Here is a 12597-nt window from a genome sequence, read left to right as displayed (position 1 = left end):
TACGTTATTTGCGGATTAACGATTACTCGTTATCAGAACCGCCCAGACCTGCGTTCAGCAGTTCTGCCAGGCTGGCAGATGCGTCTTCTGCAGTCACCTGCGGTGCAGCCGGAGCTTCACCCGCAGCACGGCGACGCATACGATCCTGGTGGTACGCGTAACCAGTACCTGCCGGGATCAGACGACCCACGATAACGTTCTCTTTCAGGCCGCGCAATTCGTCGCGTTTGCCCGCAACGGCTGCTTCGGTCAGCACGCGAGTGGTCTCCTGGAACGATGCCGCGGAGATGAAGGACTCGGTTGCCAGAGACGCTTTGGTGATACCCAGCAGATCGCGGGAGTAAGTTGCACCCACTTTACCGTTCGCTTCCAGTTCGCGGTTTGCGATCTTGACGCGAGAGTATTCAACCTGTTCGCCTTCCAGGAAGTCGGAGCTGCCCGCGTTAACGATGGTAGCTTTACGCAGCATCTGACGAACGATAACTTCGATGTGTTTATCGTTAATCTTAACGCCCTGCAGACGGTATACGTCCTGTACTTCGTTAACGATGTAACGAGTAACAGCATGAACACCACGCAGACGCAGAATGTCGTGCGGCGCTTCCGGACCATCGGAAATTACGTCACCACGTTCTACACGTTCACCTTCGAACACGTTGAGCTGACGCCATTTCGGAATCATCTCTTCGTACGGATCGCTACCGTCTACCGGGGTGATAACCAGACGACGTTTACCTTTGGTTTCTTTGCCGAAGGAAACGATACCGCTGATTTCAGCCAGGATTGCCGGCTCTTTCGGACGACGTGCTTCGAACAGGTCCGCAACGCGCGGCAGACCACCGGTGATGTCCTTGGTACCGCCGGATTCCTGCGGAATACGCGCCAGGGTGTCACCAGAGCTGATCTGTACGCCATCTTCCAGCTGAACAATCGCTTTACCTGGCAGGAAGTACTGCGCAGGCATATCGGTACCCGGGATCAGAACGTCGTTACCCTGAGCATCAACGATTTTCAGTGCCGGACGCAGATCTTTACCACCTGCGGTACGTTCTGCGGAATCCAGAACTACCAGCGAAGACAGACCGGTCAGTTCGTCGGTCTGGCGAGTAATGGTCTGGCCGTCAATCATGTCAGTAAAGCGTACAAAACCGCTTACTTCGGTGATAACCGGCATGGTGTGCGGGTCCCAGTTTGCAACGGTTTCGCCGCCAGCAACCTGTTCGCCATCGCCTTTCGCCAGTACCGCACCGTAAGGTACTTTGTAGCTTTCTTTGGTACGACCGAATTCGTCGATCAGTTTCAGTTCGGTGTTACGGGAAGTGATAACCAGTTTACCGCTGGAGTTCACAACCGACTTCACGTTGCTGAGCTTGATGCTACCTTTGTTTTTCACCTGGATGCTGGATTCAGCAGCCGCACGTGATGCCGCACCACCGATGTGGAACGTACGCATGGTCAGCTGTGTACCCGGTTCACCGATGGACTGTGCCGCGATAACACCGATTGCTTCACCTTTGTTAATGATGTGGCCACGCGCCAGGTCACGACCGTAGCAGTGCGCACATACACCAAAGTCGGTGTCACAAGATACAACAGAACGTACTTTAACCGCGTCGACAGAGTTCTCTTCCAGCAGGTCACACCACTGTTCGTGCAGCAGCGTGTTGCGCGGAACGAGGATATCAGCAGTACCCGGCTTCAGAACGTCTTCAGCAGTTACACGACCCAGTACGCGATCGCGCAGCGGCTCTTTAACGTCACCACCTTCGATAACCGGAGTCATCATGATACCTTCATGAGTACCACAATCGTCTTCGGTAACCACCAGGTCCTGCGCCACGTCAACCAGACGACGAGTCAGGTAACCGGAGTTCGCAGTTTTCAGTGCGGTATCCGCCAGACCTTTACGCGCACCGTGGGTGGAGATGAAGTACTGGAGTACGTTCAGACCTTCACGGAAGTTCGCGGTGATTGGCGTTTCGATGATGGAGCCATCCGGCTTCGCCATCAGACCACGCATACCAGCAAGCTGACGAATCTGTGCCGCAGAACCACGCGCACCGGAGTCGGCCATCATGTAGATGCTGTTGAAGGAAACCTGCTTCTCTTCCTGACCGTCACGGTTAATCACGGTTTCAGTTTGCAGGTTATCCATCATCGCTTTGGATACACGATCGTTCGCCGCAGCCCAGATATCGATAACTTTGTTGTAGCGTTCGCCCGCAGTTACCAGACCAGACTGGAACTGCTCCTGAATTTCAGCAACTTCTGCTTCTGCCTCGGAGATGATTTCGTGTTTCTTCTCCGGGATGACCATGTCATCGATACCAACAGATGCACCAGAACGCGCTGCATAGGCGAAGCCGGTGTACATGATCTGGTCCGCAAAAATAACGGTCGGTTTCAGACCGAGAATGCGGTAGCAGGTGTTCAGCATTTTGGAGATTGCTTTTTTACCCAGCGCCTGGTTGACGATGGAGTAAGGCAGACCTTTCGGTACAATCATCCACAGAATGGCACGGCCAACAGTCGTGTCTTTCAGGCTGGTTTTCGCTACTAATTCACCGTTAGCATCTTTTTCATACTCGGTGATACGCACTTTAACGCGCGCATGCAGAGAAGCCAGACCAGAGCGATACAGACGTTCTGCTTCTTTCGGGCCAGTCAGCACCATGCCTTCGCCTTTGGCGTTAACACAGTCACGGGTCATGTAGTACAGACCCAGTACAACGTCCTGAGACGGAACGATGATTGGTTCGCCGTTCGCCGGGGACAGGATGTTGTTGGTAGACATCATCAGCGCACGCGCTTCCAGCTGGGCTTCCAGCGTCAGCGGTACGTGAACTGCCATCTGGTCACCATCGAAGTCGGCGTTATATGCCGCACAAACCAGCGGGTGCAGCTGGATAGCTTTACCTTCGATCAGTACCGGTTCAAATGCCTGGATACCCAGGCGGTGCAGAGTCGGTGCACGGTTCAGCAGTACCGGGTGTTCGCGGATAACTTCGTCCAGGATATCCCAAACGACAGCTTCTTCGCGCTCAACCATTTTCTTCGCAGCTTTAATGGTGGTAGCAAGACCACGCAGTTCCAGCTTGCCGTAGATGAACGGTTTGAACAGCTCCAGTGCCATTTTCTTCGGCAGACCGCACTGATGCAGACGCAGGTATGGACCTACGGTGATTACAGAACGACCGGAGTAGTCAACACGCTTACCGAGCAGGTTCTGACGGAAACGACCCTGTTTACCTTTGATCATGTCGGCCAAAGATTTCAGAGGACGCTTGTTAGAGCCGGTGATCGCACGACCGCGACGACCGTTATCCAACAGGGCGTCAACCGCTTCCTGCAGCATACGTTTTTCGTTACGTACGATGATGTCCGGCGCAGCCAGATCCAGCAGACGTTTCAGACGGTTGTTACGGTTAATGACGCGACGATACAGATCGTTCAGGTCAGAAGTCGCGAAACGACCACCATCCAGCGGAACCAGCGGACGCAGATCTGGCGGCAGTACCGGCAGAACGGTCAGGATCATCCACTCTGGTTTGTTACCAGACTGAACGAACGCTTCCAGCAGTTTGATACGCTTGGTCAGCTTTTTACGCTTGGTTTCGGAGTTGGTTTCGTTCAGCTCTTCACGCAGCTGCTCGCACTCTTGCTCCAGATCCATGCTCTTCAGCAGAGCCTGAATTGCTTCCGCACCCATCTTCGCGTCGAATTCGTCACCGAACTCTTCCAGCGCGTCCAGATACTGCTCTTCAGTCAGGATCTGCTGACGCTCCAGGTTGGTCATACCGCCTTCAATAACCACATAGGATTCAAAGTACAGTACGCGTTCGATATCGCGCAGCGGCATATCGAGCAGCAGGCCGATACGGGACGGCAGCGATTTCAGGAACCAGATGTGCGCAGTCGGGGAAGCCAGTTCGATGTGGCCCATACGCTCACGGCGTACTTTAGTCTGGGTCACTTCAACGCCGCACTTCTCACAGATGACGCCACGGTGTTTCAGGCGCTTGTACTTACCGCACAGGCACTCGTAATCTTTTACCGGCCCAAAGATACGGGCGCAGAAAAGGCCGTCACGTTCTGGTTTGAACGTACGGTAGTTGATGGTTTCCGGCTTTTTAACTTCACCGAAAGACCATGAACGGATCATGTCTGGCGAAGCCAGAGCAATTTTGATCGCATCAAACTCTTCGGTTTTAGTCTGCGCTTTCAGAAACTTTAATAAATCTTTCACGGATTTGCTCCCGTCGGAGTTAGCACAATCCGCTGCCGGGTTTTACCCCGACAGCAGTGACCTGTTTGAGCGAGAATTACTCGTCTTCCAGTTCGATGTTGATACCCAGCGAACGAATCTCTTTCAACAATACGTTGAAGGATTCTGGCATGCCCGGCTCCATCTGATGGTTGCCGTCCACGATGTTTTTATACATCTTGGTACGACCGTTCACGTCATCAGACTTAACGGTGAGCATTTCCTGCAGGGTGTATGCTGCGCCGTATGCTTCCAGCGCCCACACTTCCATCTCCCCGAAACGCTGACCACCGAACTGTGCCTTACCACCCAGCGGCTGCTGAGTAACCAGGCTGTAAGAACCGGTGGAACGCGCGTGCATCTTGTCGTCGACCAGGTGGTTCAGTTTCAGCATGTACATGTAACCAACGGTTACCGGACGCTCGAACTGTTCACCAGTGCGGCCGTCGTACAGGCGGATCTGACCAGAAGTCGGCAGGTCGCCAAGTTTCAGCAGCTCTTTAATTTCTGCTTCTTTCGCACCGTCGAACACTGGCGTTGCGATTGGCATACCTTTGCGCAGGTTTTCAGCCAGACGCATAACTTCTTCATCGCTGAAGGTACTCAGGTCAACTTTCTGACGAACGTCAGCGCCCAGATCGTACGCACGCTGGATGAATTCGCGCAGTTTCGCGACTTCTTGCTGCTGTTTCAGCATGGCGTTGATCTTGTCGCCGATACCTTTCGCAGCCATACCCAGGTGGGTTTCGAGGATCTGACCGATGTTCATACGAGACGGTACGCCCAGCGGGTTCAGTACGATGTCTACCGGCGTACCGTTTTCATCGTAAGGCATATCTTCGATCGGGTTGATCTTAGAAATTACACCCTTGTTACCGTGACGACCTGCCATCTTGTCACCAGGCTGGATACGGCGTTTAACCGCCAGATATACTTTAACAATCTTCAGCACGCCCGGTGCCAGATCGTCGCCCTGGGTGATTTTGCGGCGTTTCGCTTCGAGTTTCTTCTCGAACTCGTGTTTCAGTTCGTCATACTGCTCAGCCAGCTGTTCCAGCTGATTTTGTTTCTCTTCGTCGGTCAGGCCCAGCTCCAGCCAGCGATCGCGCGGCAGTTTGTCGAGCTTCTCAGCTTCAACGCCACCGGCTACCAGCACAGCACGGATACGGCTGAACAGACCCGCTTCGAGGATCTGCAGTTCTTCAGACAGGTCTTTCTTCGCCTGTTTGAGCTGCATTTCTTCGATTTCCAGCGCACGTTTGTCTTTTTCTACGCCATCGCGAGTAAAGACCTGAACGTCGATAACCGTACCGGATACACCGTTTGGTACGCGCAGAGAAGAGTCTTTAACGTCAGACGCTTTCTCACCGAAGATCGCACGCAGCAGTTTTTCTTCTGGGGTCAGCTGAGTTTCACCTTTCGGCGTAACCTTACCAACCAGAATGTCGCCACCGGTCACTTCCGCACCAATGTAAACGATACCGGATTCATCCAGTTTGGAGAGCGCAGCTTCACCCACGTTCGGGATGTCAGCGGTGATCTCTTCTGGCCCCAGCTTGGTGTCACGGGACACACACGCCAGTTCCTGAATGTGGATGGTGGTGAAACGGTCTTCCTGAACAACACGCTCGGATACGAGGATGGAGTCTTCGAAGTTGTAACCATTCCACGGCATGAACGCTACGCGCATGTTCTGACCAAGCGCCAGTTCACCGAGGTCGGTGGACGGACCGTCTGCCAGCACGTCGCCACGTTCAACCGGTTCACCCAGAGACACACACGGCATCTGGTTAATACAGGTGTTCTGGTTAGAACGGGTGTATTTGGTCAGGTTGTAGATGTCGATACCTGCTTCACCCGGATACATCTCGTCTTCGTTAACTTTGATAACGATACGGGAAGCATCCACGTACTGAACGACACCACCACGTTTAGCAACCGCAGTTACACCGGAGTCAACGGCAACAGCACGTTCCATACCAGTACCAACCAGCGGCTTATCAGCACGCAGAGTCGGAACGGCCTGACGTTGCATGTTCGCACCCATCAATGCACGGTTGGCGTCATCGTGTTCCAGGAACGGGATCAGGGACGCACCGACAGATACCACCTGCTGGGTGGATACGTCCATGTAGTCAACCTGGTCGCGGCTGAACAAGCTGGATTCGCCTTTGCTACGGCAAGTTACCAGGTCTTCTACGAAGTGGCCTTCTTCATCCAGGTTGGAGTTCGCCTGGGCGATAACGTAGTTGCCTTCTTCGATAGCAGACAGATAGTGAATTTCGTCAGTTACAACACCGTCGGTCACTTTACGATACGGAGTCTCAAGGAAGCCGTATTCGTTAGTCTGTGCGTACACGGACAGAGAGTTGATCAGACCGATGTTCGGACCTTCAGGGGTTTCGATTGGACATACGCGACCGTAGTGAGTCGGGTGTACGTCTCGAACTTCGAAGCCTGCACGTTCACGGGTCAGACCGCCTGGGCCGAGTGCGGAGATACGACGTTTGTGCGTAATCTCAGACAGCGGGTTGTTCTGGTCCATAAACTGAGACAGCTGGCTGGAACCGAAGAACTCTTTCACTGCTGCGGAAATCGGCTTGGCGTTGATCATATCCTGAGGCATCAGGGTATCCAGATCGCCCAGAGACAGACGCTCTTTCACCGCACGCTCTACACGTACCAGGCCAACGCGGAACTGGTTTTCCGCCATTTCGCCAACGGAACGGATACGACGGTTGCCGAGGTGGTCGATATCATCGACTTCGCCTTTACCGTTACGGATATCAATGAGCTTTTTCATAACATCAATGATGTCGTCTTTGCTCAGGATACCAGAACCTTCGATTTCTTCGCGCAGCAGAGAACGGTTGAACTTCATACGACCAACCGCAGACAAGTCATAACGGTCTTCGGAGAAGAACAGGTTCTCGAACAGGCTTTCAGCTGCTTCACGAGTCGGCGGCTCGCCAGGGCGCATCATGCGGTAGATTTCTACCAGTGCGCTCAGACGGTCGTTAGTTGGGTCGACACGTAAGGTTTCAGAGATATATGGGCCGTGATCCAGATCGTTGGTGAACAGCGTTTCGATACGCTTGTGACCAGACTGGCTCAGCTTAGCCAGCAGATCCAGGCTCAGCTCCATGTTCGCAGCACAGATCAGCTCGCCGGTAGACTCATCAATATAGTCTTTAGCAACCACTTTACCTGCGATGTACTCAACCGGGACTTCGATCAGTTTGACGTCGTCTTTTTCCAGCTGGCGAATGTGGCGCGCAGTGATACGGCGGCCTTTTTCTACGTACACTTTACCGTTAGCTTCGATGTCAAAAGATGCGGTTTCACCACGCAGGCGTTCCGGCACCAGTTCCATCTGCAGCTTGTTATCACGGATTTCAAAGATAACTTTTTCAAAGAACAGGTCGAGGATCTGCTCTGTGGTGTAGTTCAGGGCGCGCAGAATGATGGTCGCAGGCAGTTTACGGCGACGGTCGATACGTACGAACAGGTTGTCCTTCGGATCGAATTCGAAGTCCAGCCAGGAACCACGGTAAGGGATGATGCGCGCGTTATACAGCACTTTACCCGAAGAGTGGGTTTTACCTTTGTCGGAGTCAAAGAAGACGCCCGGACTACGGTGCAGCTGGGAAACGATAACACGCTCAGTACCGTTGATAACAAAGGTACCGTTGTCTGTCATGAGCGGAATTTCGCCCATGTAGACTTCTTGTTCTTTAATGTCTTTTACGGTGCCTTCCGGCGCTTCGCGCTCATAGATCACCAGACGCAGTTTAACGCGCAGCGGTGCGGAATAGGTCACGCCACGGATTTGACATTCCTGGACGTCAAACACCGGTTCGCCAAGGCGGTAGCTGACGTATTGCAGCTCGGAATTACCGCTGTAGCTCTGAATCGGGAATACGGAACGGAAAGCAGCTTCCAGACCATACTGCCCTTCAGGATCTTGCTCGATAAATTTCTGAAACGAGTCAAGCTGGATAGAAAGGAGATAAGGTACATCCAGAACTTGTGGACGTTTACCAAAATCCTTACGAATACGTTTTTTCTCGGTATAGGAGTAAACCATAGGGTTCCTCAGCTCGCTGACAAGTCGACCCATCTGTCCATTGAGCGGACAGTTTGTGCAACACTATTTTGTTGACCGGAAAATGGAACACTTTCCGCAATGCCTGTTGCTATCACGCTTAAACCATTTCATTGCGATTTACACAGAACGGACGTCCTGTCGCAGTATATTAAGTCGTCGATAGAAACAAGCATTGAAAGGCACAGCAGTAGTCAAACAGTGTGAAACGCTACTGGCGCCTTACAGCGCAAAAAGGCTGGTGACTAAAAAGTCACCAGCCATCAGCCTGATTTCTCAGGCTGCAACCGGAAGGGTTGGCTTATTTAACTTCAACTTCAGCGCCAGCTTCTTCCAGAGCTTTTTTCAGTGCTTCTGCGTCGTCTTTGCTCACGCCTTCTTTCAGAGCAGCCGGTGCAGATTCTACCAGGTCTTTAGCTTCTTTCAGACCCAGGCCAGTTGCGCCACGTACTGCTTTGATAACAGCAACTTTGTTAGCGCCAGCAGCTTTCAGAATTACGTCGAATTCAGTTTTTTCTTCAGCAGCTTCAACCGGGCCAGCAGCTACAGCTACAGCAGCAGCAGCGGAAACACCGAATTTTTCTTCCATTGCAGAGATCAGTTCTACAACGTCCATTACAGACATAGCTGCAACTGCTTCAATGATTTGATCTTTAGTGATAGACATTTAAATTGTTCCTGAATATCAGAATAAGTTTATACGTAAGCGAATGCGTTAAAAAGATAACTGCGATTAAGCAGCTTCTTTCGCATCGCGTACAGCAGCCAGAGTACGAACCAGTTTGCCAGCCGAAGCTTCTTTCATGGTTGCCATCAGGCGTGCAATTGCTTCTTCGTAGGTCGGCAGAGTTGCCAGGCGGTCGATCTGAGACGCCGGGATCAGCTCACCTTCAAAGGCAGCGGCTTTGACCTCAAATTTTGCATTCGCTTTCGCGAACTCTTTGAACAGACGAGCAGCAGCGCCCGGGTGTTCCATAGAGTATGCAATCAGGGTCGGACCAACAAACGCGTCTTTCAGGCACTCGAACGGAGTACCTTCAACAGCACGGCGCAGCAGGGTGTTACGAACAACACGCATGTATACGCCAGCTTCGCGACCTGCTTTACGCAGTTCAGTCATTTTATCTACAGTTACGCCACGGGAATCCGCAACTACTGCAGACAGCGCGCCTTTGGCTACTTCGCTGACTTCAGCAACAATCGCTTGTTTGTCTTGAAGATTTAAAGCCATTAGCTTTGCTCCTGGATGTTTGCCAGAGAAAATCTCTGGAACTCACTTCACTCCTCCAAACGGAGAGAGCGTCTTAATTACGGTGAGCAGAAACAAGCCAGAATATAAAAGAATAATCTTAGCGTTCTGTCACCGTCTACGCAGGGGATTAAGTTTCTTGCGAAACTCCTGCGGTCTTCGACGGAGGCCTGGATAGGCCAGGCTCCAACGAACAAATCTTTTCTATCCGTCGCTATTCAGCTTGTGGCGGCGTTGGCTTCCTTCATTCGCACCAGTCACATAGTTAGCTATGCTCCTGGCGACTCACTCAGTTGCCGCCTTGCCACAACCCGAATATCTCGGATATACGTCTGCATCAAGCATTATACGTGGGGGTAAGATTGTAGACAAAATCACCGCCCACGTAAAGGCATTAGTTTACAGAAGCGCTCAGGCCAGCCTGGTCAACTGCAACACCTGCACCCATGGTGGTGGAGATGCTAACTTTCTTGATGTACACGCCTTTCGCCTGAGTCGGTTTTGCTTTTTTCAGCGCAACCAGCAGAGCTTCCAGGTTTTCTTTCAGTTTGTCAGCGTCAAAGTCCACTTTACCGATGGTGGTGTGGATGATGCCGTTTTTGTCGTTACGGTAACGAACCTGGCCAGCTTTAGCGTTTTTAACCGCTTCAGCAACGTTCGGCGTTACAGTACCCACTTTCGGGTTTGGCATCAGGCCGCGCGGACCCAGAACCTGGCCCAGCTGGCCAACAACGCGCATTGCATCCGGAGAAGCAATAACAACGTCAAAGTTCATTTCGCCTTTCTTGATCTGGTCGGCCAGATCTTCCATACCTACCAGTTCAGCACCTGCAGCTTTAGCAGCTTCAGCGTTTGCACCCTGGGTAAATACGGCTACGCGAACGGAACGGCCAGTACCGTGCGGCAGTACAGTTGCACCACGTACGTTCTGGTCAGATTTACGAGCGTCGATGCCGAGGTTAACAGCTACGTCCACGCTTTCTACGAATTTAGCAGTCGCCAGTTCTTTCAGCAGAGCGATAGCTTCGTTGATGTCGTACTGTTTGGTTGCATCAACTTTCTCGCGGATAACACGCATGCGCTTGGTCAGTTTAGCCATTTCTTAGTCCTCCACTACCAGGCCCATGGAACGTGCAGTACCTTCGATGGAGCGAGTCATCGCTTCAATGTCGGCACCAGTCATGTCGGCAGCTTTGGTCTGCGCGATTTCCTGCAGCTGAGCGCGGGAAATTTTACCCACTTTGTCTTTGTTCGGCTTACCGGAACCAGACTTGATACCAGCCGCTTTTTTCAGCAGAACTGCTGCTGGCGGAGTCTTGGTAACGAAAGTGAAAGAACGGTCAGCGTAAACGGTGATTACTACCGGAATCGGCAGACCTTTTTCGATGGAATCAGTTTTTGCGTTGAACGCTTTGCAGAATTCCATGATGTTTACGCCCTGCTGACCCAGAGCCGGACCTACTGGCGGACTCGGGTTAGCCATACCAGCTGCAACCTGCAGCTTGACATAGGCTTGTACTTTCTTAGCCATTATAAATTCCTCAAGTTGGGTAATAACGCCTCTGAGAGGCTCCCCGTGATATAAAAAATCGTTTTACGGGCAAGGCCCATAAAAACAAAAGGCGCGAAATTGTATTCCAATCTCGCGCCTTGTGCAACGATTAAATCGCCGCTTTTTTGATCGCTGGGTTAGGCTTTTTCAACCTGGCTGAAGTCCAGCTCTACCGGGGTCGCACGACCGAAGATAGAAACAGACACTTTCAGACGAGATTTCTCGTAATCCACTTCTTCAACAACACCGTTGAAGTCAGCGAACGGACCATCATTAACACGGACCATTTCACCCGGTTCAAACAGCGTTTTCGGACGCGGCTTATCACCAACCTGCTGCAGGCGGTTCATAATCGCATCGACTTCTTTATCGCTGATTGGTGCAGGACGATCGGAAGTACCGCCGATGAAGCCCATCACACGCGGTACGCTGCGCACCAGGTGCCAGCTCGCGTCGTTCATCACCATCTGAACGAGGACGTAGCCAGGGAAGAATTTACGTTCGCTTTTGCGACGCTGACCGCCACGGATTTCAACCACTTCTTCGGTTGGTACCATGACTTCACCAAACAAATCTTCCATGTTGTGTAATTTGATATGCTCACGCAGCGACGTTGCTACGCGGCCTTCAAAACCGGAAAACGCCTGAACGACGTACCAGCGCTTTTTAGGAGCTTCAGACATCTCAGAACCTCAGGCCAGTGATAAAGGATACCAGGCGAACCAGAATACCATCCAGTCCCCACAGGATCAGTGACATTACTGCGGTAACCGCAGCCACAATCAGCGTGGTGTGCAATGTTTCCTGGCGAGTCGGCCAAATGACCTTACGGACTTCGGTACGCGCTTCACGGGCAAAAGCAACGGTAGCTTTACCTTTTGTCGTTAACAGCGCGACACCACCCGCTGCAGCAATCAGAATTACTACGGCCAGCGCACGCAGCGGCAGCATAATGTCGCGATAAAGGTAGTTGCCGACAATCGCTACCAGGAGCAATGCCACCACAACGACCCACTTCATCGCTTCCAGGCCGCGCCCGCTTCCTTGAGCTTCGGTATTCGCACTCATAAACCAACCTGTCAGAAGTATTCTACAAACATTTTCACCCCGCGATCGCGAGGCAAACCAAATCGAAACGCGTATTAGCTTTTCGGATTATACGCCCTCAACAGAGCCTGTCTCAGCAATGATTATGACAAAGAAAATCACTGATGAGCCAGGTTCTGGTACGAAAGCGTGCAAAAAGGGCATCAAATGATGCCCTTTTAGTGCGCATTGCGTCAAATGTTATCGGCAATTAGCTCAGAACTTTTGCTACAACGCCCGCGCCAACGGTACGGCCGCCTTCACGGATTGCGAAACGCAGACCGTCGTCCATCGCGATCGGGTGGATCAGGGTAACAACCATTTTGATGTTGTCGCCCGGC

General features: G+C 52.2%; 8 protein-coding genes and 1 pseudogene. All 9 read right to left on the bottom strand.

Going from position 1 to position 12597, the window contains the following annotated elements; genetic code table 11:
• Nucleotides 1-22: 22 nt before the first annotated feature.
• The gene (rpoC, locus tag ACJHXB_RS23540; RefSeq protein WP_000653944.1) at nucleotides 23-4246 is read right to left on the bottom strand and encodes a DNA-directed RNA polymerase subunit beta'; all 4224 of its coding nucleotides are present in this window, start codon (nucleotides 4244-4246) and stop codon (nucleotides 23-25) included.
• A 76-nt stretch (nucleotides 4247-4322) separates the two neighbouring features.
• Nucleotides 4323-8351 carry a DNA-directed RNA polymerase subunit beta gene (gene rpoB, locus ACJHXB_RS23535; RefSeq protein WP_000263098.1) on the bottom strand — a complete coding sequence of 1343 codons (4029 nt, stop codon included), beginning with the start codon at nucleotides 8349-8351 and terminating at the stop codon, nucleotides 4323-4325.
• Nucleotides 8352-8670: 319 nt separating this feature from the next.
• Entirely contained in the window at nucleotides 8671-9036 is a 366-nt protein-coding gene (rplL, locus tag ACJHXB_RS23530) for a 50S ribosomal protein L7/L12 (protein WP_000028878.1), read from the bottom strand.
• A 66-nt stretch (nucleotides 9037-9102) separates the two neighbouring features.
• Nucleotides 9103-9600, bottom strand: coding sequence for a 50S ribosomal protein L10 (gene rplJ / locus ACJHXB_RS23525; protein WP_001207201.1), 498 nt, complete (start codon nucleotides 9598-9600; stop codon nucleotides 9103-9105).
• Nucleotides 9601-10012: 412 nt separating this feature from the next.
• Nucleotides 10013-10717, bottom strand: coding sequence for a 50S ribosomal protein L1 (gene rplA, locus ACJHXB_RS23520; RefSeq protein WP_001096684.1), 705 nt, complete (start codon nucleotides 10715-10717; stop codon nucleotides 10013-10015).
• Nucleotides 10718-10720: 3 nt separating this feature from the next.
• Complete coding sequence (rplK, locus tag ACJHXB_RS23515) at nucleotides 10721-11149, bottom strand: 50S ribosomal protein L11 (RefSeq protein ID WP_001085926.1); 429 nt, start codon at nucleotides 11147-11149, stop codon at nucleotides 10721-10723.
• A 158-nt stretch (nucleotides 11150-11307) separates the two neighbouring features.
• Nucleotides 11308-11853, bottom strand: coding sequence for a transcription termination/antitermination protein NusG (gene nusG, locus ACJHXB_RS23510; protein WP_001287516.1), 546 nt, complete (start codon nucleotides 11851-11853; stop codon nucleotides 11308-11310).
• Nucleotide 11854: 1 nt separating this feature from the next.
• Nucleotides 11855-12238, bottom strand: a complete 384-nt coding sequence (secE, locus tag ACJHXB_RS23505; protein ID WP_001275702.1) for a preprotein translocase subunit SecE — start codon at nucleotides 12236-12238, stop codon at nucleotides 11855-11857.
• 229 nt (nucleotides 12239-12467) lie between these two features.
• Nucleotides 12468-12597: pseudogene (gene tuf, locus ACJHXB_RS23500) on the bottom strand (elongation factor Tu); the annotation flags it as partial.

Origin of the sequence: Escherichia sp. WS3227_2 (assembly GCF_046486495.1) — a bacterium.
GTDB classification, from domain to species: Bacteria; Pseudomonadota; Gammaproteobacteria; order Enterobacterales; family Enterobacteriaceae; genus Escherichia; species Escherichia coli.
This window is presented reverse-complemented; position numbering and strand designations above follow the sequence as displayed.

What these genes read in the sequence shown, in the direction of transcription:
- rpoB (WP_000263098.1), bottom strand. Translation starts at nt 8,351, where the DNA reads ATGGTTTACTCCTATACCGAGAAAAAACGTATTCGTAAGGATTTTGGT.
- rplL (WP_000028878.1), bottom strand. Translation starts at nt 9,036, where the DNA reads ATGTCTATCACTAAAGATCAAATCATTGAAGCAGTTGCAGCTATGTCT.
- rplJ (WP_001207201.1), bottom strand. Translation starts at nt 9,600, where the DNA reads ATGGCTTTAAATCTTCAAGACAAACAAGCGATTGTTGCTGAAGTCAGC.
- rplA (WP_001096684.1), bottom strand. Translation starts at nt 10,717, where the DNA reads ATGGCTAAACTGACCAAGCGCATGCGTGTTATCCGCGAGAAAGTTGAT.
- rplK (WP_001085926.1), bottom strand. Translation starts at nt 11,149, where the DNA reads ATGGCTAAGAAAGTACAAGCCTATGTCAAGCTGCAGGTTGCAGCTGGT.
- nusG (WP_001287516.1), bottom strand. Translation starts at nt 11,853, where the DNA reads ATGTCTGAAGCTCCTAAAAAGCGCTGGTACGTCGTTCAGGCGTTTTCC.
- secE (WP_001275702.1), bottom strand. Translation starts at nt 12,238, where the DNA reads ATGAGTGCGAATACCGAAGCTCAAGGAAGCGGGCGCGGCCTGGAAGCG.